Here is a 26,018-nt window from a genome sequence, read left to right on the forward strand (position 1 = left end):
CATCAGGCCTCGATTCGCGCGCCCCAAAAGCGGCTTCTATCGGCCCTTGCTTTGTCCTTGGCCTATGATCGCATGCGCAGCCTCTCGCAGCTGCCGGAGCCCAATAGCTTCGTCGGGCGGCAATAGAAGCTCGTAGGGCGCCAAGCCAAGCCAAGCCGCCGCCTCGTCGACGCTCTCCTGCGTATAGCGCTGCTTATTGTTCCAAAGGTCACTCGCTTTGGCTCTAGGCCAGCCTAGATCGCGCTGGGCATCTGCCTGGATCTTGCCCAGATGAGCGGCCCATTCAGCCAGGTACCATCGATGCCCGAGCTGGGATGGTGGCACCGAAGCGCGCTTTACGACCTTCGTGTTCATAGGCCGGATCATGGTCGCTGGCCCTGGCTAAGTCGGCCCTGATTATCCGAACGATTGGGGTTGACTCTCACGTCGGATAATCCGAACACTGCGGCCATGATGTTGATTCCACAGTTCAGACGAGCGCGAGGCTGGTCCCAAGCTGAACTTGCTCGACGGCTGGGCATCAGCTCGCGGGGGCACGTGAGCGACTGGGAAACGGGCAAGGAGCGCATTCCCGCCGAACAGGCCATCGCCCTTGACCGGCTCAGCGCCGGCGAGCTGCCGGTCGCAACCCTGCGCCCCGATCTCCACGACGTCCGCGTCATCCCGGCAGTCCCCGAGGTCAGCGCATGAGCGAGACCTTCGTCATCATAGGGCTTCTGGGGGGGTGGCTGGCGCTCGGCGATATTCTGGGTCGCATTGCGGTCGCCATCTGGCGACTGGCCACCCGCGATGCCCGCGCCAAGGCTCGGCGCGAAGCCTACGAGGCTGACGAAAGAGCTTACTACGAAAAGCTCTTCAGCCGGCCGAAGCAGCCGCCCACTGACGCGCCAGGCGCAGGAGCGTGAGCCTGTGACGGTATTCGCTTCTCTCCATTTCGGATCGTGTCGCCAGCTCTTGGCTGGGGTGATCCAGCAGGGCTTCCATTCGGTCGATGCCCCCGGGTTGCCCGCGCTCCATCTCGGCCATGGCCAGTGCGAGGACCTCCCGCACTGGACGGACATGCTCGAGGATTCGCCGGTCCAGTTCGTCCATCCGAATCTCTCCTTGGTGTGTATCAGCCCTGCCAAGGTAGAGGCCCCCGCCGGCGCGTCCATACGCATGCGCGCGCCGGCGGGGCAGCCCTTCTGTGAGGCCGCCTGAGATGATGGCCCGCACCCAGCTTCACCCCAGCCTCGCCGCCCGCCTGACCGGAGCGGTTGAGCGTCCCGTCGGCGCGTCGCCTCCCCTCGCGCGCCGGCGGGGCGTCGTCCCATTCGCAGGAACGCAGCGGTGAGGGGAGGGCGTCTCCTCTCGGCGCCCTCGGTCCGCACTGACTCTCCGTCCGAAATTCGTTCCCGGTTCGTCCCGAATACCTGGCCCTCGTCAAGGCGCCGGGCCTCGAGGGGCCACGTCAGCGCCCTGAGGCGATGCCTGCTTGCCCGCCTGGGCCAGGACCGCGAGCGACAGATGCGCTCTGCGGATGAAGTGCTGACCGACCCGGTCGACTGATCGGCCGGGCATCCAGCCTCCGCACTGATGACGTGCCCACCCACATCGGCAAGCCGAGCGTCTCGGCCGCTCAAGGGCGGTCGCGGCCGCGCGGCCACCGGGTCGCCTTGCCCCGCCGGGGGCGGACCTTCGCGGCTCGGGACGTGCCCGTCTCGTCTCCCGCCACAGCGGGCCGACGCACTCGGCTTGCCTTCATCACAGCCAACCATGGCCGCCTTACGGACGGTCATCGGGACGCCTTTTGCTCAACGCGCGGCACCGCTTGCCGCGTGACCGTGAGCCTGTGCGCCAAGCTGACCGGTTGTCAGGCGGATTCGTGAGGGACGAATCCTATGAACGTGCGACAGCACGCCTTCCACGCGCGCGCCCTGCAGGACGCCTGCGGAGGGCCCGACCGGTGCCTCGAACTGCTCGAGACCAGCCCCTTCAAGATGGGGCGCACCCACCTCTATGACTGCCGGGATCCCGCCAAGGGGCGGACCATGCCGATCGGCGCGATCGCCTTCCTCGAGGTGCATCAGAACTGGCGGCTCTACAGCGCCACCCTGGCACGCCAGCTGGCCCAGCCCTCTGATGCGGCCTGCGCACTCAGCGAAGCATGCGAGGCGGCCGAGGACATGGCCGCAGCCCAGCGGCTGGTGCGCCTGGCCCAGGCCGACGGCGTCATCACCGAGTATGAGAAGCGCGAGATCGAGCCGGTCCTCCTGCGCGTCGAGGCCCGCCTTCAGGGCGTGCGCTCGGCCCTCGACCACGGGGTGGCAGCATGACGGCCGTCCCGATGGAGCCCGGCCACAAGTTTCGGGCGCCCGAGCCTTCGCACCGGCGCACCCTGTCCAAGGTGAGGCGCAACAGCCGCCCTGCAGGCGGCGAAAAATGGGAGCGCCTGACGCGAGAGCAGGCCAATCGCCGGATATTCGCCCTCAAGGTCTACCGACAGAACCTGCGCCAGCCGGGCCAGCGCTGGGGCGCGCCCGGCACGATCAGCGCCGGCGCCGTCGAGCTTTACGAGCTGCTCTGCAACATGGCGGTCAAGGGCCACGGACGGATCGAGCCCTCGGTGAATTGGCTGGCCAAGGCGCGTAACGTGCCGCTGAAGGTGATCCACCGCTGGAAGGCCCAGCTTCGCGAGCACGGCTTCCTCGACTGGCGGCGCCGCTGGGTAGGGACGGGACGCGACGGGCTCCGCGGCCCCCAGGTTGTGCAGACGTCCAACGCCTACTGGATCAACCTGCCCCGAAAGGCGCTCGAGATGATCGAGGCGTTGGCCCGACGCAAGAACCCTGACTGGCCCCGCCCTGAGCCCTCGCCCGAACTGGCGGCGGCTCTGAGCGGCCTTGGAAACGCCATCGCCGATCACTCCGCCGCGCGCGACCGGTTCCGATTGGAATGAACGTGAGTGGCGTGAGGGTTCTGAATCCGGATCCTCGATCAATATAAGGGCGTCTCGCTGGTCGCGAGACGGCAGAATGCCAGGATTGAGAGGTGTCTCGCTGGTCGCGAGACCCGGAATCTCCAGGATCCACCCCGCCACCGGCGGCAGAAACACCCCAACCGGCACCGGGGGCGCGTACACGCGCCCTCCGACCCACCCGCCATGACCCGACTGAACAGCCTCCCTCGCCATCTGCTTCCTCGGTCGCAGGCTCGGCGAAAGGGGAGGGGGACGGGGATTTGCCAGATCGGCCAGCGGCAGCGTTTGCGAGCCCCGTAAGCACCCCTGTGAGGCCTCAGGCTGCAAGGAAACGCAATGCGCGCGGACCCCGCCACCCATCAACGCCAGCCGCACCGGGCGGGCCTCCCAGCCCCTGTCAAGCATGCAAGGAATTCGACACGCGAAGCCCGCGGGCGAGGTGGGGGGACGAGCGCGCGGGTTAAGTCAGGAATGGGCTGTTGGCGGCACTTCAGAAGCTCCATTTCCAAGCACGACCATCGGCGCTGCCCGCGCTAGGACGGAGGCGTCGCGTTGGGAACATACCGCGTCGTCATAGCCGGTGCTGCCGGCCGCGAGTCCAAGTTCGCTTGAGCTTTAAGTGAGCTCAGTGCTATGACAGCCACAATGTCGAGCGTCAGTTGCAAATTCGGATTGGCGTCGGCGCTTTTCGCGCTGTTCGTAGCCGTGTTCGTCTTGATTCCCACGGTCGATGCGGCGGCTTGCGCCATGGAGCTGGAGCCTGCTCATGCGGCGGCTGCAGTCGCCGACGACGGTGGTGATCTGCCGTCTGGTCCCGACCGCGACACCGATTGTTCGCACGGCCACTGTCATCACAGCGGCAGCGCGATGCCTTCCTCGCTTCAACAAGCCACGTTGACGATTGCCGTCGCGCTCAACCTTCTACGGCCGACGGCCGAGCCTTTGGCCTCTCGCGCCCCTAGCGGTCTGAAGCGTCCTCCCAGAGCCTGACGGTGCCCTGCGCCTTCGGCGCGAGTGAATCGTCTGGAATCTCTGGGAAATGAAGCATGTCACCCCTGAAATATGGCTGGTCGCGTCTCGCGATCGGCTGCGTCGTGGTCGCTATGGCGACCGGCACGATCGGTCCCGCATGGGCTGATCCTGTCCCGTCATATGAAAAGTTGCTTGAGCGCATTGGGCTCACACCGGGATCGCTGGAGGCTGCGGCGCTGGTCGATGCGGCCGAAGCCCGTGTGCGTCAAGCTGGCGTTCGGCCGAACCCCGAACTCAGTCTGGAAGGTGAAAACGCCTTCGGAACCGGCCCGTTCTCAGGGTACGGGAACGCCGAAACCACCCTGTCCGTCAGCCAGGACCTGGAACTCTGGGGACGGCGAGGCGCCAGGGTCGCCGTGGCCCAGGCTGAAGGTAGAACGTCCGCTCTGCGGCTAGATCTGGCTACCCTCGATGCCGCTGGCAGGCTTGCGCTGGCCTATGCAGAGGCCGAGGCCGCTGATCGACGCTTCGTCCTTGCGCAGGAAGCTCTTGCTATCACGATCGCCGACGCTCGGGCGTTGATGCTCCTGGTGGAAGAGGGACGTGAGCCCTTATTTCGCGGCATCCAGGCCGAGAGCGAAGCAGCGGCAGCAAGGGCGGCGCTTGACGAAGCCCAGGCGGAACGGGACGCCGCCTTCGCAAGACTGACCGCTGTGGCGATGCTGCCGAGCCCAGCCACTTCAATTGAACACAGCCTGCTGGACCGCGAACCCCCCGCCGCCGTCACGATCTCCTCGACGTCGCCGGAGGTGATAGTGGCGGAGGCCGAACGCGACGCCGCTGAACGCCGGATCGAGGTGGAGCGGGTGCGAGCACGGCCGGACGTTCGTGTGTCGGTCGGCGTCCGCCGCTACGAGGCTGAAGACGCCACCGCTCTAACTTTCGGCGTCAGTATGCCCTTGCCCCTCTTCGACCGGAACCGGGGCAATTACGACGCCGCACAGGCCGAGTTTCGCGCTGCTGACGCGCGCGTGATGGCCGCGAGGCAGACGACCCAGGCCGACCTTGCCAGTGCCCAGGCCAGGCTTCGGTCAGCCAGCAGCCGCGTGTGGGCCACCGACGCAGGGGTGACTGCCGCCGAGGAGGCATATCGCCTCTCACGGATTGGCTTTGAAGCCGGTCGAATCTCGCAGCTCGAACTCAGTTCATCCCGCGCGGCGCTCATCGCCGCCCGCAACGCCGCCGTCGACGCCCGCCTCGCGAGGGCCCGAGCCGAAATTGACCTCGCGCGCCTGCAAGGCCGCCTCCCGTTTGGAACATCGCTATGAAACGCATACCTACGATCAACAAGACCTGGCTGATGGCCGGGGTGGCCGCCATCGTCGTTCTGGGCGGTGCAGGCCTCTTTGCCATGATCCGCTCACCTGCTGAGGCCCCGGCAGCTGCGAGTGAAGCAGGACATTCCGAGGAAGAAGGCGATCACGCCGGGGACGAAGAGGATGGCGAAGAGGGCGTGATTGTTGTGACGGCGGCCCAGATCGCAGCCGCCGACATCGCCATCGTCGCCGTGACCGGCGGCGGCGGCGGCGAAACGCGCCTGTCGGGCCGGGTCGAGCCGATGACCGATGCCAGGGCCGCCGTCGCCGCGTCCGTTGCTGGACGAGTCGAGCGCGTTCTTGTTGCGCCAGGCCAATCCGTTCGCGCCGGGCAGCCACTCGTCGTGCTGGTCAGCGGCGACGCCGCAAGCCTTCGCGCCGATGCCGACGCGGCAGAGGCCAATGCCATTGCCGCTGAACAGGCGCACAGCCGCGAAGAAAGCCTCGCGGATCAGGGCGTCGTAGCCCGCCGGGACGCCGAGATCGCTCATGCCGAGGCGCTAAGCGCCCAGGCTGCGGCCCGCGCTGCCCGCGCCCGCGCCACCGCGGCTGGATCGCCCAGTGCCTCGGGAAGACTCAATGTTACCAGCCCAATCTCCGGCGTGGTCACCAGCGTCCAGGTCGGGCCAGGCGGCTTCGCGGCCCAGGGCGGGGTGATTGCCGAGGTCACCAACCCCGCGCGCGTCGAGATCGTCTTCAATGCACCCCCGGCGCTCGCAGGTCAGGTTCGCGTAGGCTCCACTATGCGCGTGCAGGGCCCGGCGGGCGAGTTCGATGCGGTCGTCGCCGGCGTGGCGGCCGGTGCAGGCGTGGAGAGCGGCGCAACCGCAATTCGCGCCCGCCCCACCGGATCGCTGCTTCCGCCGGCAGGCTCGGCGGTCACTGGCGTAATCGTCACTGGCGAAACGTCGGGAACGCTGACCGTGCCGTTCGAGGCTGTCCAGACGGTGGAGGGCAGGACCGTGGTTTTCGTGCGCACCGCGACGGGTTTCCGTGTCGTGCCGGTGCTGGTCGGTCGTCGGGCCGGAGATCGGACCGAAATCCTGCGTGGCCTGACTGGCGATGAACGTGTCGCCGGAACCAACGCCTTTCTTCTTAAAGCCGAGCTCGCCAAGGGCGAGGCCGAGCACGGTCACTAGGGAACGACGCACATGTTCAATGCCATTATCGCGGCGTCGGTCCGCTTCCGTTGGTTCGTCGTCATCGCCGTTGTGCTCGTCGCCGGGCTGGGCCTGTTCGAACTAACCAAGCTGCCAATTGACGCAGTGCCCGACATTACCAACCGGCAGGTGCAGATCACCACGGTTGCGCCGGCGCTGGCCCCGGAGCAGATCGAGCGACAGGTCACCTATCCGCTGGAGACGGGGCTGGCGGGCATTCCCGGCCTGACCAGCACGCGATCGCTGTCGCGCAACGGCTTCAGCCAGATCACGGCCATCTTCACCGACCAGACGGACATCTATTTCGCGCGCCAGCAGGTCGCCGAACGGCTCGCGGCGGCGCGAGAAGGACTGCCGGAAGGCGTCGAGCCCGCGATGTCGCCCATTACGACCGGCCTCGGCGAGGTCCTGATGTGGACGGTCGATTACGTCCCCTTCAACAGTCAGAACCTGGCGCAGCCTGGGCAGCCGGGGTGGCAGCCAGGCGGTGTCTATCTGACCCCTGAAGGAGAGCGGCTGACGACGCCCGAACAACGCGCCACCTATCTCCGGACCGTTCAGGACTGGATCATCGCGCCGCAGATGCGCAGCGCGGAAGGTCTGGCGGGCGTCGACACCGTCGGCGGCTACGTCAAGGAATACGCTGTTCGTCCCGATCCCGCCCGCCTGTCCGTCTACGGCCTCGGCCTCAGTGATCTCGTGGAAGCGCTGGAGCGCGCCAACACTCAGGCCGGCGCCGGCTACATCCAGCGCGCGGGCGAGGCTCTCGTCGTTCGCACGGACGCTCTTGCGAGTACGGTTGAGGATCTGGCGCAGGCCCCGGTTGTCAATCGCGGAGGTCTGGTCGTGCGGGTCGCCGACGTCGCCACAGTGGAGATTGGACAGGAGCCGCGCTTGGGTGGAGCAAGCCGCGACGGCCACGAGGCTGTCCTCGGTACGGCCCTGATGATAGCGGGCGGCAACAGCCGCACAGTGGCACAGGCGGCGGCTGATCGTTTGGCCGAGGTAGACGACAGTCTTCCGCCCGGAATCGTTGCCACCACCGTCTTGAACCGAAGCGAACTGGTCAATTCGACCATCGCGACCGTCGCCCGCAATCTCTCCGAGGGCGCCTTGCTGGTCGTGCTGGTGCTTTTCCTGCTGCTCGGTAACATTCGCGCGGCCACGATCACGGCCTTGATGATCCCGCTTAGCTTCCTGTTCGCGGTCATCGGCATGAACCAGTTCGGCATCAGCGGAAACCTGATGAGCCTGGGCGCTCTCGACTTCGGCCTGATGGTCGACGGGGCAGTCGTGGTGATCGAGAACACCCTGCTGATGCTGACTCAGCGTCGGGCGGCGGTCGGGCGCATGCTGACCCGGCATGAGCGTCTGGAAGTCGCGGTCCAGTCGGCACGGCAGATGGTCAAACCGGCGGCGTTTGGACAGTTGATCATCCTGCTGGTGTTCGCGCCTCTGCTGATGCTGGAAGGCGTCGAGGGCAAGACGTTCCAGCCGATGGGTGCGACCGTCATGCTGGCCCTGGTCGGTGCCTTCATCTTCTCCTTCACCTTCGTACCCGCCATGACGGCGTTGCTCGTGCGCGATCCCAAAACGGTCCACGTCGATCCAGACGGACAGGCGGTCGAACACGAGACCTGGATTCTACGCTTCGCCCGTCGGTTCATTCAGCCAGCGATCAAGGCGGCGGTCGCACGGCCCAGGATCGTGCTGATCTCTGCCCTGGCCATGCTCGCGATCGGCGGGGCTTCCTTCATGTCCCTGGGGCGTGAGTTCATCCCGACGCTCGACGAAGGCGACATCGCCATGCAGGCCCTACGCGTGCCCTCGGCGTCGCTCGAACAATCCCTGACTATGCAGATGGCGCTGGAGCGCGCCATCACGGCGCAGCCCGAGGTCGAGACCATGTTCTCGCGCACCGGAACGGCAGAGGCGGCGGTCGATCCCATGCCGCCGAATATTTCCGACAGCGTCATCGTCCTGAAGGATCGCAGCGAATGGCCTGATCCGGGGCTAGAGAAGGAGGTGCTGATCGAACGCATCGAGGAAATCGCGGGCCAGCAGATTGGCAACAATTTCGAGTTCAGCCAGCCTATCGAACTGCGTTTCAACGAACTCATTTCGGGGGTGCGAACCGACCTCGCCGTCATGGTCTATGGCGACGACTTCGGTACTCTCCAGCGGGTCGCGGATCAGGTCGCGAGCTCGCTTCGGGAGACGACCGGCGCGGCCGACGTGCGGGTCGAGCAGGCGTCCGGCCTGCCTACCCTGACCGTCAGCGTCGATCGCATCGCCGCCGCCAGCTATGGTCTGTCGGCGGCCGACGTCAGCGAAGCGGTCTCGGCCGGCATCGGCGGCGCCGAGGCGGGTACCATCTTCGAAGGTGACAGGCGGTTCGACGTCGTCGTGCGCTTGCCCGAAGCCGCGCGAAACGATCCGGCAGCGCTCGCGGCCCTGCCGGTGGTTTCGGATACCGGCGTAGTCGTGCCCCTGTCGTCGGTGGCCCGCATCCAGACCGGTGAGGGTCCCAACCAGATCAGCCGCGAAAACGGCAGCCGCCGCATGGTGGTCCAGGCCAACGTCCGGGGCCGTGACCTTGGCGGCTTCGTGGCCGACGCCCAGGATCGGGTGTCCGAGATCGAGCTGCCGGCTGGCGTCTACCTCGACTGGGGCGGACAGTTCGAGAACCTGAAACGGGCGGAACAGCGCTTCAGCATTGTCATTCCGATCGTGTTCGTCCTGATCGGCGTGCTGCTGTTCATGGCGCTCGGCTCATTTGCCGAGGCAGGGCTGGTCTTCGTCTGCGTGCCGCTCGCCCTCGTCGGTGGCGCCTTGGCCCTCCTGCTGAGGGGTATGCCCTTCTCGGTCTCGGCGGCGGTCGGCTTCATCGCCGTGTCCGGGGTCGCTACCCTGAACGGGCTGGTGCTCATGCAAGCGATCCGGGAACGGCTGAACGAGGGCCTGCCTGCCAAGGTGGCGGCAATCGAAGGTGCCGCCAGCCGGCTGCGCGCGGTGCTGACGACCGCTCTGGTTGCAATCGTCGGCTTCATCCCGATGGCTCTGGCGCACGGAGCCGGAGCCGAGGTGCAGAAGCCGCTCGCGACCGTCGTCATCGGGGGCCTTTTGACGGCGACGGCGTTGACCCTGCTCGTGCTGCCGACCTTCGCCGCCAAGGCGGTGCGGCACCGTGCTTCGGAAGGACTGGAAGATTGAGCAAGACCACCTCGGCGGACGATCAGCAGCGGCGGACCTTGCTGATCGTCCTCATCCTCAACGCTCTCCTGTTTCTGGGTCTCGGCATCGGCGGCATCATGGCCGACTCCAGTGCGCTGCTGGCCAATGCCGTCGATAATGCCTCGGATTCGATCGTTTACCTGATCAGCTTCGTGGCGATCGGCCGGGCCGCGTCCTGGAAACGGGGCGCGGCGCGCCTGTCTGGCATCCTGTTGCTTGTTTTCGCTGCTGGTGTGCTGATCGATGTCGGCCGGCGCTGGTGGTTCGGCACAGAGCCGGTTGGCTGGACGATGATGGGTTTGGCGCTGATCGCGGCGATCGTGAACCTGATTTGCTTGGTCCTCTTGCGGCGGGATCAGTCCAGCGACGTCAACATGGAGGCCGCCGAAACGTTCAGCCTGAACGACTTCGCCTCGAACGGCGGCATCCTAATCGCCGGCGGCCTGGTCATGTGGCTGGATAAGGCTTGGCCAGACCTGGTCGTCGGTATGCTGGTCGCGGCGATTGCTGTGAAAGGCGGCATCGAAATCCTGCGCAGCGCCAAGAAGGATGTGGTGCCCGACTGAGGCGCGGCTCCGACCCGACGCCCCAACGACAGGACGCCCGTTCTATCGGGCGGGCCACGAGGTCGGCCGGCCCGCGACGCCGGCAGACCTCACACTCCCAAACGACTGTATTGCCGGCGCGGATCAGGTCGACCACGCGCGGCGAATGGTCAGCTGATCGGCCCATCACCACGTCCTGACTGCCGACCCGCTCCGGTCATCGCCGCGCGCGCGAAAAAAAGCAACGGGGTTGACCCCGTTTTGTTCTACCATCTCGTCAGGGGCGAGAGCCCCCGCCCGTGATGATCACCTCACCCGCAGGCTTCGCTCCCTTGCCCTGCAGGCTGTAGTGCGTGCCCACGCCCTCGATGTTGAACCGGCCGAAGATCCGGCGCACCTCCGGCCTGTCATTCAGCGACAGGATGAACCGGCCCCGGATCCCGGCCATCTGCTCGGCCAACAGCTCGAACTGGCCCTGGTCGAACATGCCGGGCCCATAGTCGCCCTCACAGTCGAAATACGGCGGGTCCAGATAGAAGAGCATCCCCGGCCGGTCATAGCGGCGCACGAAGTCCGACCAGGTCAGCTGCTCGATGACCACGGTCTCGAGGCGACGGCCCGCCGCCATCAGGTCGGCCCCGACCTTTGACGCCTGGAATCGGCTGGCCCGATCGCGGCACATGCCAAAGTCCTGACCGGTCACCTTGCCGCCGAACGCCACCTTCTGCAGGAACACAAACCGCGCGGCACGCTGCAGGTCCGTCAGCTGCGTCGGGTCCACCCGCTGCTGGTGGTCAAAATCGGCGCGACAGTGCAGCTGCAGGCTGATCAGGTCACACAGAGGGCCTGGGTGCGCCCGCATGCAGCGGAACAGGTTGGCCACCTCACCCGACAGGTCGTTGATGATCTCGCACTTCGGCCGGGTGCGCCGGCGGAAGAAAACGCCGCCCATGCCGACAAAGGCTTCGGCATAGGCATCATGGGGCGTGGCCTCGATCAGGGCGCACAGGCGCCGGGCCAGATTGCGCTTGCCGCCGATATAGGCGGCGACCGGGGAAATAGGGTTCACGGGCAGGAGGGTTGTTGCGTTCACAAGCGACTCAATCACGGATAGCGCCCGCCGGTCAGGCCGGTGGCGGGGCGAGAAGGGGGTGCACCCCTGGACGTGCTGAGTTACTGCTCGGCGGCTCGGGTGTTAGCGCACCCGGCCCCCGCCTCTATTGAACCGGGGACGGCGACGGTCCATCACACCAGCCCTGATCCCGGATAGCCCCGGCCGTTTGTGCCGTGCGGTGCTGACAAACGCCGGCGTCACCGATCCCGGAACCGCACCACCTCGATCCCCAGCCACTCATTGATCGCCCGCAGGCGCATCTTCAGCGGGATGATCTCGGCCTGGTGAAACACGGCCTCGGCCTTCTCGACGTCGCCGAACCCGCCTGCTGTCTGGGGGATGACCCCCAGCAGCTGGGGCGGCACGCGGTGCGCGGCCAGCACGTCGTCGCGCGTGGCGTTCTTGATGCCGACAAACTCATCCTTGGCCGCGGCCTCGCCCGGGTGAAGGATCTGGATCGAGTCCTTCTTGCCGTTCGGCAGGTGGACGAACATCGACTTGAAATTGCCGACGCCCTTTGTGTTCTTGACGGCGCCCTGGATGGCGGCCGCGTCCGCATCGCTCAGCCCGCCTTCGCCGACATACAGGATGAAGCCGGCGTGGGCCCCGTTGATGTAGTACCGGCGCCGGAACAGCGTCGCCGCCTCATTCAGGAAGGCCGACTGCAGGGCGCTCAGATAGTCGGGTACGCCATAGATCTCCTGATCCAGGCTGGGCTGCATCAGCTGCAGCACAGCGCCCTTCCGGAACCAGTGCTCCTTCAGATAGGCCGACAGGAAGACGAACGCGCCGGGCTGGACGCCTCGGCGGGTGTATTTGGCCAGGCTGCGGCGCAGCGCCATCGGCCGATTGACCAGATTGGTCACCTGCTCGACGTAGCACTGCCCCATGACCAGGTAGTCGAGCGTCAGCCCCTCGAACGTCTCGAGGCTCAGCATCGGGTGCGGAATGAAATCGCGGACCAGCTGGTTGATCTTCACCCGGAACGCGCTGGCGTGGTGCGACGTCACATTCATCGCGCGCGACAACACCGCCTGATCGATCGGCGGCTGATAATACCGCCCGCCGACGCCCGAAACCTCCCAGCAGTCCAGACACTCGATCAGGTCGCGCCGGTTCAGCACCGGCTCGGCATCCCCCAGGGCAAAGGCGGTCGCCGTGGCGGTCGAGGCCTCGAGGCCGAGGGCTGGCCCGGGTGACGCGTCCTGCGACATGCGCGCGGCCATCGACAGTTCGCCGCGCTCTTCGCGCGGGATGGCTTCGACGCCGCTACGGGCACGGGCGCGGGCCAGCTGGCGGGCACGGGGCAGGGGGCTAGTCATCAGAGATCACCACGCGAGAGCTCGAGCCGCCTCCGATGGCGGCTTCGATGGGTTCATTGATCAGGGATTGGAACAGGGCCCAGGCCAGGTCGGCGTGGCCGCTGTTCTTGGTGCGACTGGCTTCATAGGTCACGTGCCGGCCCGATGCCGTCATGGTCCGCCGGATCGCCATCAGCGCGCCGAGCAGGTCGGTAAAGCCGGCCGGGATCTCGATGCGGTGCTTGGTGACGACGTCCAGGGCCTTGTAGACCATCTGGGTCTTCACAAAGGCGTCGTACTGATGGCCGGTCGCGCGCGGGAAAAAGGTCCGCACCAACTGGAAGACCGCATTGCCGATGCCCGTCTTGTCGATGTCGATCTTGGTGACGTTGTAGCGCTTGGTGTATTCGCGGATCACCTCGGCCTGCTCGGTGAAGTCGCTGCCCTTGAACTGCCGACGCTCCAGCACGCGGAACTTGCCGCCCGGCGTCCGGGGCGGGGCCAGCACGATCAGGCCCGCGGCGTCGGCGTTCTCGCCATCCCCGTTCGGATCGTATGACAGCCAGACCTCACCGTCATAGGGCTTGCCGAAGCCCAGGGTGATCCGCACGTGGTCGACGTCGGGCCATACCTCCTGCTCGTCGACCATGCACGGCGTCAGGATCGTCATCGGGAACACCGACAGGGTGTCGTCGACGAACTGGCACATCAACAGGTTGGCGAATTCCGGCGCCGAATACTCGTCGCGCAGGTCCTCCAGGTCGAACAGGTCGTTGCCGCCGCGCTCGGCGTCCTCGATCGTGACGGTCTGGCGCCAGATCCGGTCGGGCAGCAACAGCCCATCCTTGGTCGCCTTCCAGCTGGTGTCGAAGTCGATGCGGCGATCCTTCGCCCGCTTCTTGTTCCACTCCTGACCGGTCCAGAACTGATAGGCCTCGTGCGTGACCGAGCTCGGCGCCGAGAAGAACGTCTTCCGGTACCGCTTCTGCATCGCCATGCCCGAGGCGACCTTCTTCAGCACCTGGAAGCCGAAGACCCAGAAATATTCGTCGAAGTAGAAATCGCCGTGATAGCCCTGCGCCGTCCGAGCATTGGTGCCCAGGTAGTAGAGGGTCGGCTGCTCCAGCGGCCGCCCGTCCTCATCCTCGCCCCGATCGATCAGGATCGGATCGCCGCTCAGCTCGACCCCGATCGTCTCCATGACAAACGCCCGGACATAGCCGCGTGCAATATGAGCCTGGCTTTTCGAGGCCGACAGCCAGATCTGGTTCTTGCCGGTCTCGAGCGCGACGATCAGCTTCTCGAGCGCGAAATAGTAGGACGCCCCGATCTGCCGGCTCTTCAGGATGTTCCGGCTGCGCAGCTCGCGCTTCGACCACCACCCGGCCTGATAGTCGAACAGGATCTCAAGGAACCGCGCCTTCAGTATCTCGGCCTGGTCCGGCGTGATGCGGTTGCGCTCGGGCTTCTTCTTCGGCCCGGCGTTGCGATTGGCGACCTTGGGGTTCAGGTCCGCCTCATTGCCGCCGCCCTCGAACTTGCGGATCCGGGCGAAGCGCTCAGCCTGGCGGCCCAGCAGGTCCAACTCCTTGAAGTCCAGTCCGGACTTCCGGTCCTTCATGGCGACGGCGATATAGCGGGCCTCCGTCACCCCCTCCATGCGCTCGACCGATCTGGCCTTGTCCCACTCTTCGCGCGCCTTCCAGCTGGCGATCGTGCCCTCCGGAACGCCCATCAGCTCGGCGATGTCACACAGCCGCCAGCAGGCCCAATAGAGGAATTTGGCCGCGCGCCGCGCGTCCAGCATGGCCGCGACCGGAAACCCGAACCCGCTGTTGGCAGCAAGCATCGCCCCCAGATCGGCGGGACCGCCGTCCGGTGCGCCTTCCGCTTTGGTGGGCCGCTGTTTCATCGGGGCGGACGCTAACCGCGCGCGCGCGACGGCCCTTCGCCCCCCTGTTGTCAGCACCGCACGGCACAACAGCCCCGCCTTGAGAAGGCGCGCCGCATCGCGGTGATCTGCGGCCCGATCAATCCGCGCCGCATCCGGCGCTTCGAACGCCCATCACCCGAGGCCCCGATGTCCGATACGACCGCTCTGTCGACCCCCAAGTCCAAGTTCTTCCGTGTCGCCGTCGAGGGCGCGACGGCCTCCGATGGCCGCACCATCGAGCGGAACTGGCTGCTCGACATCGCCGCCAGCTACAATCCGGCGACCTTCGGTGCCCGGGTCAACATGGAGCACATCAAGGGCTTCTCGGCCGAGGGCCCCTTCATCGCCTATGGCGACGTGCTGGCGGTCAAGACCGAAGAGGTCGAGATCGAGCTCAACGGCAAGACGGAAAAGCGCCTCGCCCTGTTCGCCCAGATCGACCCGACCGATCAGCTGATCAAGTTCAACAAGGCCCGCCAGAAGATCTACACCTCGATCGAGGTCGAGCCGAACTTCGCCGGGACCGGCAAGTGCTACCTGATGGGCCTGGCCGTCACCGACAACCCGGCCAGCCTCGGCACCGAGGCCCTGAAGTTCACCGCCAAGGCCGACTCGGACTTCGCCAAGCAGCTGAAGGCCGCCCTCGATGCGCGCAAACAGCACACGACCAGCCTGTTCTCGGCCCTGATCGACACCACCATCGAGTTCGAGGCCGCCCCGAACACCTCGACCGAGTCCGCCTTCGACAAGGTGCTGGCCAAGTTCTCGGCCCTGATCGACGGCAAGAAGCCCGAACCGGAACCGAAGCCGCAGAATCCTGCGCAGGGCGCTGACGGCAACGCCGCGCTGATCCAGGGCTTCACCGCCTTGGTCGGCGACATGGCCTCGGCCATGAAGGCCGATCGCGAGGCCATGGCGACCCAGCACCGCGCCGAAATGACCCGCCTTCAGAGCGAGTTCGCCGGCCTCACGGCCCAGATCGAGAACACTCCGTCGGCCGGCTATTCGCAGCGCCCCGCCGCCACGGGCAGCGAAACCGGCAGCCAGCTAGCCGACTGCTGAAGCCACCCGTCCGTCCCTTAACGCCCTCCGGCACCGCCCCTCTGATCATCGCCCGACTGGAAACCCGACATGCGCAACGCCCTCAGCAACGCCGCCCGCCTGCAGTTCAATCAATACCTCGCTCAGCAGGCCACCCTGAATGGCGTTGACCCCGACGTTGTTCGCGCGGGTCAGAGCTTCACCGTCACCCCGTCGGTTCAGCAAACCCTGATCGAGCGCCAGCGGGAATCGTCCGAGTTCCTCACCCGCATCAACATCGTCCCGGTGTCCGAACAGCAGGCCGAGAAGCTGGGCCTCGGCATCGGCTCGACCCTGGCCAGCCGCACCGACACCGATGCGGCCGATCGTGCCACCCAGGACCCGACCACGCTCGACAACGATCTGTACACCTGCAAGCAGACGAACTCGGACACCCACGTCAAATATTCGAAGATCGACCTCTGGGCCAAGTTCAAGGATTTCCAGCTGCGCATGCGCAACCAGGTCATCCAGCAACAGGCCCGCGATCGCATCATGATCGGCTTCAACGGCGCCTCGGCCGCGACCGTCACCAATCGCGTGGCCAACCCGCTGCTGCAGGACGTCAACATCGGCTGGCTGCAACAGATCCGCGCCAACAAGCCGACCCACGTCTTCGCGGAAGGCGCCAAGGAAGAGGATCTGATCATCATCGATCCGACCGCCGGCGTCGGCGACTACCGCAACCTCGACGCCCTGGTGTTCGACGCCGTCCACTCCTTCCTGCCCGCCTGGGCCCAGGGTGACACCGGCCTGGTCGCCATCGTCGGGGGCGGTCTGCTGCACGACAAGTACTTCCCCTTCGTCGATCGCGAGGAGAAGCCGACCGAAAAGCTGGCCCTCGACGTCATTCTGTCCAAGCGCGAGCTCGGTGGCCATGGCGCGGTCAAGGTGCCCTTCGTGCCGGACAACTCCATCCTGATCACCCGCTTCGACAACCTGTCGATCTATGAGCAGGAAAACACCCGTCGCCGGACCATCGTGGACAACGCCAAGCGCGACCGGATCGAGACCTACGAGTCGGTCAACGAGGCCTATGTGGTCGAGGACTACGACTACGCCCTGCTGATTGAGAACATCCAGTTCGGCCTGACGCCGGAGGAATAACCCGCGCGCCATCGTCCTCGCCTCTCATCCACCCAGGAGCCTGATCCGTGAAGTCCGTCGCCACCCTTGCCCGTGAAAAGGCCGAAGCCCGCAAAGCGGCCGAGGCCGAGGCGGCTAATCAGGCGGCCGAAAAGACGCGTGGCCGCAAGAAGGCCCGGCCCGCTCCGTCTGTCCTGGCCGACATGGATCCGCCGCTTCCCCGCGCGGGGCGGCGCCAGCCTTCCCCTGCGGCCCGTCGCAAGCATTTCCTGATCGCGGCCAGCGCCGGTCGCATACTGGCGGCCAGCGGCGTCGATCTGCAGGCCATGGGCGACAATGACAACGGCGCCAATCAGCGCGAGCTGGAAAGCGCGGCCGCGAAGATCATGCTGCAGCTGCAGGAGGACTCGCGTCGCCTCAAGGACATCCAGTCCATCGAGCGCAAGATCGAGCTCAAGGCCGAACTTCTGCCCACCTATGGCGGCTGGATCGACGGCGTGATCAAGGCGGGCAAGGTCGCGCCGGGCCCGCTGGACCAAGTCTTCACCACCCTGATGGCCTGGCGCATCGATGTCGGCGACTTCGAGGGCGCCATGCCCATGGTCGAGCATGCACTGCTGTTCGGTCTCACGATGCCGGATCGCTTCAAGCGCGCGACCCCGTCCTTCGTGGTCGAGCAGATCGCCGACGCCGCCATCCGCGCCTATGAGACCGGCGAGGACGCAGCCCGGAACTTCCCCGCAGCGGTCCTGCCCGAGCTCGAGGATCTGATCGAGCTGGTTGATGCCGACATCCACGACGAGATCACGGCCAAGCTCCACCGGGCGCTCGGCCTGGCGGTTCTGGCCGGCGCCAGAGATGACGATGCCGAGGATCTGACCGCGCGTCAGGGCCAGGCGCTGCGCTGCTACCTGCGCGCGCTTGAGCTCAACGAGCGCGTTGGCGTCAAGAAAGACATCGAGAAGCTGCAGCGCGCCCTGAAAAAGGCCGGTGCCGAAGCCGACACACAGCCTCCGGCTGCCGAGACGTCCGCACAGGACGGCCAAGGCAGCTGACACCTTCGCCCCCCGGCGCTCGGCGGCGGGACCGGCAGACGACGGCGTCCCAATCCGCCGGGCGTCGCGCCGGTCCCCCACCGCCGTAGGCCGGTCCATCTTTCCGCCTCTGGGACGCCATGTCCGGAATCGTCTTCAATCCTCCAAACACTGACGGCACGCCCCCGGTCGAGCCCCCGGAGGCGGATACGGTCGTGTTCGACGGCTGGTGGCCGAATATGAACATCACCGCCGTGCGCGAGGCCATCCGGGTCGACACCAATGTCACTGCCGGCCGCCTGCGGGATGCGGTGTCTCAGGCCATGCTGGACATCGCGACCGCGCTGGCCGACTGGCGCGCGGAGCAGGTCGAGCTGGGCCACGCCGGTCTGCAGGACGTACCGGCGCGCATGCAGATCGACGGCGTCAGTGACTATGTGCTGCGCTTCAATCGCGCGGTCTATTCCGTCGTCGGCGCGGATCTGGCCGAGCGTCAGATCGGCTCGCGCCTGACCTCGGCCGGCGCCGATCGCGCCGAAGAGCTGTCGGCCGACATCTGCATCCACACGCGCAACGTCACCTGGGCTGTCCGGGACTTCCTCGGCCGCACCCGCGTCATCGCCGAGGCGCTCTGATGGCCCGGCTCACATCCGCAATTCGCGTCGAGGCCGAAGCCGGCGAGACCGTCGACGCCTTGGTCTATCGCACCCTGGGCAAAGGATCGCCCGCGGTCGAACAGGTCATGACGGCCAACCCGAACCTCGCGGATCAGGGGCCCTTCCTTACGGCCGGCCAGCGCGTGGTCATCCCTGCCGCCGCCACGACCCCGGCGACCCCGCCCACAATCAACCTGTGGGACTGACATGACCGCCCATCACACCCTTCCGATCAATCCGCCGATCAACTGGTCAAAGGTCGCCTTCCTCTGGGCCGCCTCGATCACGGTCGCGGGCTGGGTCTTCTTCGGTGCCCAGGGCGAGCAGCGCCTCAAGACGCTCGAGGACCGGACCCAGCCCCTCGCCAATGGGGATCTGGTCGCCGTGCAGCGCGACGTGGCGTGGATCCGCGACCGCCTCGAGAGGGACGCATCATGATCCGCCTCAAATCCGGTCAGCTGTTCGGCCTGCTGAAGGCCCTGCCCATGATCCGCTTCGCCCTGATGCTCGGCGGCGGAATGGTGGCCACGGCGCTGGCCGCGCACGTCCAGTGGTGGCTTCAGCACGGGCGCTTTCCCGAGGCCGAAAGCGTCTGGCTGGCCCGCATTCAGGGCGCTACCTGGATGGGCCTGGCCAGCACCTTCATCGTCGCCCTGGTCATGGTCACCCTGGCCTTCGGCCGCGCCGGACGCCTCGGCGTCAAGGCGGGCGGCATCGAACTCGACGTCGACTTCGACAAACCCGAGGAACCGGAATTATGAATCGCATCGCCCTGCTGGTCGTCCACTGCTCAGCCACCCCCGCCAACCGCGACATCGGCGTCGCCGAGATCCGCGCGATGCACACGGCCAGGGGCTGGCGCGACGTCGGCTATCACTATGTCATCCGCCGCGACGGCACTGTCGAAAAGGGGCGCGCCGACAGCGTCATGGGCGCGCACGTGGCCGGCCACAATGCGAACAGCCTGGGCATCTGCATGGTCGGCGGCGTCAAGCCCGACATGACGGTCGAGACCAACTTCACCGCCGAACAGTATGCCGCGCTCGAGCAGCTGCTCGGCACCCTTGCGGCGCGCCATGCCGCGGCCCGCGTCTGCGGACACCGCGACCTGTCCCCTGACCGCAACGGCAACGGCAAGGTCGAGCCGGGCGAGTGGGTCAAGGCCTGCCCGACCTTCGACGTCGCCAGCTGGTGGGCTGGCCGCAAGGGAGCACGCTGATGCCGGATTTCATGGGGGATTGGCTGGGGCTGGCCTTGCTGCTTTGCTGCGCCCTTGTTCTGGTGGCCATCAGTGGTGCCGCAACGGTCTGGTTCGGGTTCGCCTGGGCCTTCATCATCACTGTCGTCGTTGGCGCCCTGATCTATCGCTGGATGCCGATCGGCACCTATGGCGAAGGCGCTCACGTCATCATCATCGCATGGATCCTTCTGGCGATCGGCCTGGTGATCGGCCTCCTGATCGGGCTGGCCCCGTCGTGAAATTCCGCGACGTCTCCCGCTTCACCCCGGTCCACTGGATCCTGATCGCCGGCGCGCTGATCTGCTTTGCCGTGGCCGGCGTCCAGGTCCTGGGCTCGCTCGGCTTCCGCTGGGATCCTTTCAACGCGGCCGAGCACCGGGCCGAGGTGGCCGAGGGCAAGGCGGCCGTCGCCACGGCCGACGCCGGCGCCCGATCGGCCGAGGCCTCGGGGGCCCGCCAGACCACGCGCCTGGTTGAACAGGCGGCCGCTGACCGCGAGGCCGCCGATGCGGTCGCCCATGATTTTGCCCTGCAACGAGAGGCCCAGGCCGATGACTCGATCCCTCTTCCTGACGATGGCGCTGCTTTGCGCGATTCCTGGCAGCGGTTGTGCGACCTTCGCACGTCCGTCTGTGCCGGTCACGGTGACGCCGCCCCGGCGCGAGATGCCGGAAAGCGCGATCCAGCCGTGCCGCCTGCTCGAGCTGCCGAGCAAGCTGTCCGCTGACACCCTCGAGCAGCTGCTGGTCGATCAGGCCGTCGCCCTCGTCCACTGCGACATCGCCCGTCAGACCGCCGTCGACGTCCATGTCGGCGAACATGCCGACGAGGATGAGTGGCTGCGCGCGCTCGGGGTCGAGCCGTGAAAAAGCCGCACGCCATTCGCGCCGCCCTGACTGCGGCCCTCGACCCTCGCCATGGCCTCAAGACGGATCCCTACCGCCTGCAGATGGCGGCGACCAAGCTGGGCCTGTTCGCCTCGGCCCGGCCGGGTCAGGCGTTCGAGTACCGCTACACGCTCGAGATCGCCATGCTGGACTTCGCCGGCGACCCGGCCGAGGTCTCGGTTCCGCTCCTGCTCTGGATCCTGCGCTGGCAACATGACCTGATCTCTAGCCCGGAGGCCACGGCCCGCGGCATGGATCTGACGTTCGAGCTGCTTGACGAGGATAAATACGACATCCACATCGACCTCAGACTGACCGAGGCCTACCGGTTCGAACCCCGCCCGGGCGGCGGCCACGACCTGATTTACCTGGAACCGCCCGAGCCGCTCGCCATGGAAGACGGCCCGCCGCTGCATATCGTCTATCTGGACGACGCGGTGATCGCCCGCTGCGATGAGCATCCCGAGGTCACCTGATGGCCGAGGATCTGGCCCAGCTGCACGAGATCGCCGCCGCCTGCCTGGCCGCGCTTGAGGCGCCGGCGCGCACCCGGCTGCTCAGGCGGATGTCCGGCGACATCCGCCGCGTTCAGCAGCGCCGCATGGCGGCCCAGCGTGCGCCCGATGGATCCAGCTGGCCCAAGCGCAAGCCGCGACGCACCGCCAAGCCCGCGACCCGGCCCGTCCGATTCCTCTATCCATCTGGCGGGTCCGGCCCGCCGCGTCTGGTCGATATGCGCAGCTGGCGCCAGCAAGGCCAGATGATGGTCGGCTTCGACCGTGAGGCCGACGGCCTGCGCACCTTCAAGAAGTCCCGCGTGATCCGCTGGCTGCCGCCCGAGGGGCAGGCTGACACCTCGGTCGATGCCGCCGGCGCTCGCGGCGTAAGGGGCAAGGTGCGCCGCAGGTCCGAGCCCATGTTCCGGGGCCTGCGCTCCAGCCGCTGGCTCAAGGCCGGCGCGGACAGCGAGTCCGCCTGGGTCGAGTTCACCTCGCGCGCGTCCCGCTTCGCCCGGGTCCACCACTATGGCGAACGCGACCAGGTCGCCCCGGACGGCCCCGAGATCGACTATCCGCAGCGCGAGCTGATCGGTTTCGCACCCTCCGACGAGGCGCTGCTGCTCAACGCCTTCATCGATCATGCCGGCGACGCCCTCGGCTGGGGCCGCAGGGCAGGGCGCTAGCCCGCCACGGCCGCCGCGCGGCGGGATGAGGCAGCGACCCGCCCCTCAAGTCGTGAGCGACCGCGTCGCGAACATAGGGGCAAGACAATTTGTCAGCACCGCACGGCACAACAGCCCTTGGTCGCCAGCGAGACGCTCGGGCGGTGACAACGGGGCCCCCGCTCGTGACGTAGAGGTTCCCGACTGTGTCCGTCCTCGCCGGCCAGGCCAGCGGCTCGACCGCCGTCAACCTGTCCAAGCTGCCCTTTCCGAAAGTCGTCGAGGCCCTGTCCTTTGACGCCATCGTGGCCGAGGCCAAGCAGCTGCTGATCGACGCCATGGCCGAGGACAGCCCCGAGGCCGGTGCCGCCATGGCCCAGGTGCTGACCCTGCCGTCCGAGCCTCTGGTCAAGATCATCCAGATTTTCGCCTATCGCGAGCTCGGTCTGCGCCAACGGGTCAACGACGCGGCGCGCGCCGTGACGATTGCCTATGCCGTCGGGTCCGACCTTGATCACCTCGTCGCGCTGCTGGGTGTGGAGCGGCTGGTCATCGTCCCGGAGTCCGTCGACGGCCTGACACCTGCCGTCATGGAAGATGATGACGCGCTGCGCCGGCGCGCCCTGCTGGCGCCCGAGGCCTATTCCGTGGCCGGTCCCGAAGGCGCCTATGTGTCCAAGGCGCTCGACGCCTCCGGCGATGTCCTGGACGCCAGCGCCACCAGCCCGGCCCCGGGTGAGGTTCTGGTCACCGTCCTGTCGCGCCTCGGCAATGGTGTGCCCGACCAGGCCCTTCTGGACACCGTCGAGGCCTATGTCTCGGCCGAAGACGTCCGCCCCTTGACCGATCAGGTGACGGTGGCCGCGGCCGAGGTGCTCACCTTCGAGGTCGATGCTACCCTGACCACCTTCGCAGGGCCGGATGCATCCGTCGTCATCGCGGAGGCCCTGGCCCGACTGGATGCCTATCTGGCCGCATGTTTCCGGCTCGGCCGCGACGTCACGCGCTCCGGGATCATCGCCGCGCTATCGCCCGAAGGCGTCCAGGACGTCGACCTGGTGTCACCCGCCGCCAATGTCGTCGTGACCCGCACCCAGGCGGCCCGCTGCACGTCGATCGACGTCACCCATGCCGGTCTCGGGGAATAGCCATGCCCCTGGTCCGAGACAGCCAGTGCCTGGCGCCTGAGAACTCCACTGCGCTCGAGCTGGCGCTCGAGCGCCTGACGCGCCGCCTTGAGGACGTGCCGGTCCCGCTACGGGATCTGTGGCGGCCTGACACCTGCCCGATCGAGCTCCTGCCCTGGCTGGCCTATGCCCTGTCGATCGACAGCTGGAATCCAACCTGGTCCGAGAGCGTCAAGCGCAACGTGGTGGCGGCTGCCATCGAGATCCAGCGCAAGAAGGGCACTGCCGCCTCGGTGCGTCAGGTCGTTGCGGCCTTCGGCGGCCAGATTGCCTTGCGCGAATGGTGGCAGCTGGACCCGCCCGGCGAGCCCTACACCTTCGACCTGGTCCTGACCCTGAACGGGGAGGGCGGTCAGCCGGCCACGGCCCGCTTCGTCGAGGAGGTCATCGATGAGGTGATCCGGACCAAGCCCGTTCGCGCCCACTTCACCTTCACCCAGGGCCTCGCGGCCCAGGGCGGTCTCGGCCTGGCCGCCGCCGCGCGCGCCGCCGACTTCTACCGCCTGCAGCTTGAGGCCGCCTGATGCCTGGATTGCCGATCACCATCACCAATGTCGGGCGCGCTGCCCTGATCAATGCCCAGAACACCGGGACCAATGCGCTGACGATCAGCGAGGTGGCCCTGACGTCGGCCAATATGACGGGCGCAAACTTCGCGGCCATGACGGCGCTGCCAAGCGAGCTCAAGCGGCTGACGACCTTCGCCGGCGACGTCGTCGCGGATGACACCCTGCACCTGACGATCCGTGATGAAACGATCCAGTCCTACAGCATGCGCGGCTTCGGCCTGATCCTTTCGGACGGCACGCTGTTCGCTGTCTACGGCCAGGCGGCGCCGATCGTCCAGAAGTCCTCGGCCTCGATCATGCTGCTCGCTGTGGATGTGGTGCTGGCCAGCCTGACTACGGCCATGATCGAGTTCGGTGATACGGACTTCGTCAATCCGCCGGCGACGGTCGATCGACCGGGTGTGATCGAGGTCGCCGATCAGGCCGAGGTGGACGCCGGAATTCGGGGCGACGTCGCTGTCCCTCCGTCGCGGCTCAAGGTACTGCTGGCGGCCCTGCTCGGCGGCAAGGCAGACTCGGCGCACAGCCACGACGCTGGCCATGTCACGACGGGCACCTTCAACGTCCTGCGGATCCCCGATCTGGCCATGGCCAAGATCACCGGGTTGGCGACCGCGCTTGCGGAGAAGGCCAGCTTGGCGGGGGCGACCTTCACGGGGACTGTCTCGATTGCAGTGGCATCGGGCGGACGCTTGGATATCAGGGGCAATGTTGGCTCCGGTCGCGAGATCAACTTCAAGACCGACGCCCTTGATCGGTGGCGCATTCGGGCCAACGGCTCGGCCGAGAGTGGCGCGAACAACGGCACCCTGCTCGAGTTCATGCGCTTTGCCGACAATGGCAGCTACCTGGGCATCCCCCTCGCCATCATTCGCGCGACGGGTCAGGTTGCGTTTGAGACGGTGCCCCGCGTCGGCACTCAGCAGCTCTGGTTCGAAGGCAACTTCGACCCCAACAGCAAGGCGGCGGCGATCCACTCCCACGACTGGGCCCAGGTCACGGGCAAGCCGGTCCTGCTGCAGTTCGTCAGCTCCCTCGCGGCCTCGGGCTCCGACCTCAACCTGTGTATCACGCCCGGCTTCTATCGCCAGCCGCTCGACGCCGGCGCAACGGACGGCGCCAACTATCCGGTCGGCGCGGCCGGGATGATCGAGGTGTTGGCTCATGGGAATGTGGTCGAGCAGCGCTACACCCGGCCCTCCAGCGGCGACGTCTTTCATCGCGGGTCGATCGGCGGGGCATGGTCGGCCTGGCGCAAGTTCTGGGACAGCGGCAACTTCGATCCGGCGTCCAAGGCCAATGCAGCTCACAGCCATGCGGGTGAGGATATCACCTCGGGGACGGTGCCGCTGGCGCGGATGCCCAGCCTGCCGGCCAGCCAGACGACCAGCGGCGTCTTCGATGCCGCGCGGATTCCGGCGCTGGCCATGTCGGCCATCACCGGCCTGGTCGCCGCACTGGCGGGCAAGTCCGACACGGGGCACATCCACTCGGGCGCGGACATCACCTCGGGCACGGTGCCGCTGGCGCGGCTGCCCAGCCTGCCAGCCAGCCAGACGACCAGCGGCGTCTTCGATGCCGCGCGGATTCCGGCGCTGGCCATGTCGGCCATCACCGGCCTGGTCGCCGCGCTGGCGGGCAAGTCCGACACGGGGCACGTCCACTCGGGCGCGGACATCACCTCGGGCACGGTGCCGCTGGCGCGGCTCCCCAACCTCCCGGCCAGCCAGACGACCAGCGGCGTCTTCGATGCCGCCCGGATCCCGGCGCTGGCCATGTCGGCCATCACCGGCCTGGTCGCCGCACTGGCGGGCAAGTCCGACACGGGGCACGTCCACTCGGGCGCGGACATCACCTCGGGCACGGTGCCGCTGGCGCGGCTCCCCAGCCTTCCGGCCAGTCAGACGAACAGCGGCACCTTTGACGCCGCCCGGATTCCGGCCCTCGACGCGAGCAAGGTCAGCACCGGCGCCTTCGACCCGGCGCGTATTCCGTCGCTGGACGCATCCAAGGTTGGCTCTGGCGTCTTCGACGTCGCGCGCATCCCAAACCTGTCGACGTCCAAGATCTCGGACCTGCTCGATCTCGTCTGGCCCGCGAACGAACTGCATCTCTTCGATCAGGCGGCGGTACCGGCCGGGGTGCGCTGCCTCGTCGCCAATGGCGCGGTTGTGTCGCGCACCACCTATGCCCGGCTGTTCGCCGCCATCGGCACCCGCTACGGCGCCGGCGACGGCGCGACCACCTTCCAGATCCCCGACTGGCGCGGCCTCTTTTTCCGCGCCCTCGACAACGGTCGCGGTCTCGACCCCGGCCGCGCGCTCGGCACCGGCACCTATCAGGCCAGCCAGAACCTGTCGCACCGTCACTCAGTGCCGACCCGAAGCTCCAACGGCACGGATGAGGGCTACGTCGAGGACACCGACTCCGGCGGCGTCATCCGGACGGTGTTCACGGCATATGAGGGTGGCAGCGAAGCGCGCCCGATCAACGAGGCCCTTCTGGCCTGTATCTCCTACTGAG

The 26,018-nt window shown here is 67.1% G+C and carries 28 protein-coding genes; 25 read left to right on the forward strand and 3 right to left on the reverse strand.

What is annotated here, in order from left to right; genetic code table 11:
* Positions 1-453 precede the first annotated feature (453 nt).
* The 9 genes from B4K74_RS01015 to B4K74_RS01055 all read left to right on the forward strand — a co-directional run bounded on the left by B4K74_RS01015 (position 454) and on the right by B4K74_RS01055 (position 10,267).
* Entirely contained in the window at positions 454-690 is a 237-nt protein-coding gene (locus tag B4K74_RS01015; RefSeq protein WP_286691442.1) for a YdaS family helix-turn-helix protein, read from the forward strand.
* Complete coding sequence (locus B4K74_RS01020; RefSeq protein ID WP_286691371.1) at positions 687-905, forward strand: hypothetical protein; 219 nt, start codon at positions 687-689, stop codon at positions 903-905. The genes B4K74_RS01015 and B4K74_RS01020 overlap by 4 nt, the downstream gene beginning before the upstream one ends.
* 975 nt (positions 906-1,880) lie before the next feature.
* Entirely contained in the window at positions 1,881-2,315 is a 435-nt protein-coding gene (locus B4K74_RS01025; protein WP_286691372.1) for a hypothetical protein, read from the forward strand.
* Positions 2,312-2,938, forward strand: coding sequence for a hypothetical protein (locus B4K74_RS01030; protein WP_286691373.1), 627 nt, complete (start codon positions 2,312-2,314; stop codon positions 2,936-2,938). The genes B4K74_RS01025 and B4K74_RS01030 overlap by 4 nt, the downstream gene beginning before the upstream one ends.
* A 654-nt stretch (positions 2,939-3,592) precedes the next feature.
* Positions 3,593-3,949: a hypothetical protein gene (locus B4K74_RS01035; protein ID WP_286691374.1), complete on the forward strand. Its 357-nt coding sequence runs from the start codon at positions 3,593-3,595 to the stop codon at positions 3,947-3,949.
* 56 nt (positions 3,950-4,005) lie between these two features.
* On the forward strand, positions 4,006-5,259 hold the full coding sequence (locus tag B4K74_RS01040) for a TolC family protein (RefSeq protein WP_286691375.1): 1,254 nt from the start codon (positions 4,006-4,008) through the stop codon (positions 5,257-5,259).
* Positions 5,256-6,446, forward strand: coding sequence for an efflux RND transporter periplasmic adaptor subunit (locus tag B4K74_RS01045; protein WP_286691376.1), 1,191 nt, complete (start codon positions 5,256-5,258; stop codon positions 6,444-6,446). Before B4K74_RS01040 ends, B4K74_RS01045 begins: the two co-directional genes overlap by 4 nt.
* A gap of 12 nt (positions 6,447-6,458) precedes the next feature.
* Positions 6,459-9,680, forward strand: coding sequence for an efflux RND transporter permease subunit (locus tag B4K74_RS01050; protein ID WP_286691377.1), 3,222 nt, complete (start codon positions 6,459-6,461; stop codon positions 9,678-9,680).
* Positions 9,677-10,267, forward strand: coding sequence for a cation transporter (locus B4K74_RS01055; protein ID WP_286691378.1), 591 nt, complete (start codon positions 9,677-9,679; stop codon positions 10,265-10,267). The genes B4K74_RS01050 and B4K74_RS01055 overlap by 4 nt, the downstream gene beginning before the upstream one ends.
* A gap of 256 nt (positions 10,268-10,523) precedes the next feature.
* Here the strand turns inward: B4K74_RS01055 and B4K74_RS01060 are convergent, their stop codons facing one another.
* The 3 genes from B4K74_RS01060 to B4K74_RS01070 form a co-directional block, all read right to left on the reverse strand.
* Positions 10,524-11,315, reverse strand: a complete 792-nt coding sequence (locus tag B4K74_RS01060; RefSeq protein ID WP_286691379.1) for a DNA adenine methylase — start codon at positions 11,313-11,315, stop codon at positions 10,524-10,526.
* Between the two features lie 242 nt (positions 11,316-11,557).
* Complete coding sequence (locus B4K74_RS01065; protein ID WP_286691380.1) at positions 11,558-12,682, reverse strand: phage portal protein; 1,125 nt, start codon at positions 12,680-12,682, stop codon at positions 11,558-11,560.
* Positions 12,675-14,573, reverse strand: coding sequence for a terminase large subunit domain-containing protein (locus B4K74_RS01070; protein WP_286691381.1), 1,899 nt, complete (start codon positions 14,571-14,573; stop codon positions 12,675-12,677). Before B4K74_RS01070 ends, B4K74_RS01065 begins: the two co-directional genes overlap by 8 nt.
* A gap of 168 nt (positions 14,574-14,741) precedes the next feature.
* Between B4K74_RS01070 and B4K74_RS01075 the strand changes: the two genes are divergently transcribed.
* The 16 genes from B4K74_RS01075 to B4K74_RS01150 all read left to right on the forward strand — a co-directional run bounded on the left by B4K74_RS01075 (position 14,742) and on the right by B4K74_RS01150 (position 26,017).
* Positions 14,742-15,656: a GPO family capsid scaffolding protein gene (locus B4K74_RS01075; protein WP_286691382.1), complete on the forward strand. Its 915-nt coding sequence runs from the start codon at positions 14,742-14,744 to the stop codon at positions 15,654-15,656.
* A 69-nt stretch (positions 15,657-15,725) separates the two neighbouring features.
* Complete coding sequence (locus tag B4K74_RS01080) at positions 15,726-16,781, forward strand: phage major capsid protein, P2 family (RefSeq protein ID WP_286691383.1); 1,056 nt, start codon at positions 15,726-15,728, stop codon at positions 16,779-16,781.
* Between the two features lie 47 nt (positions 16,782-16,828).
* On the forward strand, positions 16,829-17,815 hold the full coding sequence (gene gpM / locus B4K74_RS01085) for a phage terminase small subunit (protein WP_286691384.1): 987 nt from the start codon (positions 16,829-16,831) through the stop codon (positions 17,813-17,815).
* A 119-nt stretch (positions 17,816-17,934) separates the two neighbouring features.
* Complete coding sequence (locus tag B4K74_RS01090) at positions 17,935-18,429, forward strand: head completion/stabilization protein (RefSeq protein WP_286691385.1); 495 nt, start codon at positions 17,935-17,937, stop codon at positions 18,427-18,429.
* Entirely contained in the window at positions 18,429-18,656 is a 228-nt protein-coding gene (locus tag B4K74_RS01095; protein WP_286691386.1) for a tail protein X, read from the forward strand. The genes B4K74_RS01090 and B4K74_RS01095 overlap by 1 nt, the downstream gene beginning before the upstream one ends.
* 1 nt (position 18,657) lies before the next feature.
* Entirely contained in the window at positions 18,658-18,888 is a 231-nt protein-coding gene (locus B4K74_RS01100; RefSeq protein ID WP_286691387.1) for a hypothetical protein, read from the forward strand.
* A complete protein-coding gene (locus tag B4K74_RS01105; RefSeq protein ID WP_286691388.1) occupies positions 18,885-19,211 on the forward strand; it encodes a hypothetical protein in 327 nt (108 codons plus the stop codon). Before B4K74_RS01100 ends, B4K74_RS01105 begins: the two co-directional genes overlap by 4 nt.
* Positions 19,208-19,669: an N-acetylmuramoyl-L-alanine amidase gene (locus tag B4K74_RS01110; protein WP_286691389.1), complete on the forward strand. Its 462-nt coding sequence runs from the start codon at positions 19,208-19,210 to the stop codon at positions 19,667-19,669. The genes B4K74_RS01105 and B4K74_RS01110 overlap by 4 nt, the downstream gene beginning before the upstream one ends.
* Positions 19,669-19,929: a hypothetical protein gene (locus tag B4K74_RS01115; RefSeq protein ID WP_286691390.1), complete on the forward strand. Its 261-nt coding sequence runs from the start codon at positions 19,669-19,671 to the stop codon at positions 19,927-19,929. Before B4K74_RS01110 ends, B4K74_RS01115 begins: the two co-directional genes overlap by 1 nt.
* Positions 19,926-20,417, forward strand: coding sequence for a hypothetical protein (locus B4K74_RS01120; protein WP_286691391.1), 492 nt, complete (start codon positions 19,926-19,928; stop codon positions 20,415-20,417). The genes B4K74_RS01115 and B4K74_RS01120 overlap by 4 nt, the downstream gene beginning before the upstream one ends.
* Entirely contained in the window at positions 20,356-20,556 is a 201-nt protein-coding gene (locus B4K74_RS01125) for a hypothetical protein (protein WP_286691392.1), read from the forward strand. Before B4K74_RS01120 ends, B4K74_RS01125 begins: the two co-directional genes overlap by 62 nt.
* Complete coding sequence (locus B4K74_RS01130) at positions 20,553-21,053, forward strand: phage tail protein (protein ID WP_286691393.1); 501 nt, start codon at positions 20,553-20,555, stop codon at positions 21,051-21,053. Before B4K74_RS01125 ends, B4K74_RS01130 begins: the two co-directional genes overlap by 4 nt.
* The gene (locus B4K74_RS01135) at positions 21,053-21,760 is read left to right on the forward strand and encodes a phage virion morphogenesis protein (RefSeq protein ID WP_286691394.1); all 708 of its coding nucleotides are present in this window, start codon (positions 21,053-21,055) and stop codon (positions 21,758-21,760) included. The genes B4K74_RS01130 and B4K74_RS01135 overlap by 1 nt, the downstream gene beginning before the upstream one ends.
* A 185-nt stretch (positions 21,761-21,945) precedes the next feature.
* A complete protein-coding gene (locus B4K74_RS01140; RefSeq protein WP_286691395.1) occupies positions 21,946-22,887 on the forward strand; it encodes a baseplate assembly protein in 942 nt (313 codons plus the stop codon).
* Between the two features lie 2 nt (positions 22,888-22,889).
* The gene (locus B4K74_RS01145; RefSeq protein ID WP_286691396.1) at positions 22,890-23,450 is read left to right on the forward strand and encodes a phage tail protein I; all 561 of its coding nucleotides are present in this window, start codon (positions 22,890-22,892) and stop codon (positions 23,448-23,450) included.
* Positions 23,450-26,017, forward strand: a complete 2,568-nt coding sequence (locus B4K74_RS01150) for a tail fiber protein (RefSeq protein WP_286691397.1) — start codon at positions 23,450-23,452, stop codon at positions 26,015-26,017. The genes B4K74_RS01145 and B4K74_RS01150 overlap by 1 nt, the downstream gene beginning before the upstream one ends.
* The last annotated feature ends 1 nt before the right edge of the window (position 26,018 follow it).

The sequence above is a fragment of the Brevundimonas sp. UBA2503 genome, assembly GCF_002341485.1.
Lineage (GTDB): Bacteria > Pseudomonadota > Alphaproteobacteria > Caulobacterales > Caulobacteraceae > Brevundimonas > Brevundimonas halotolerans.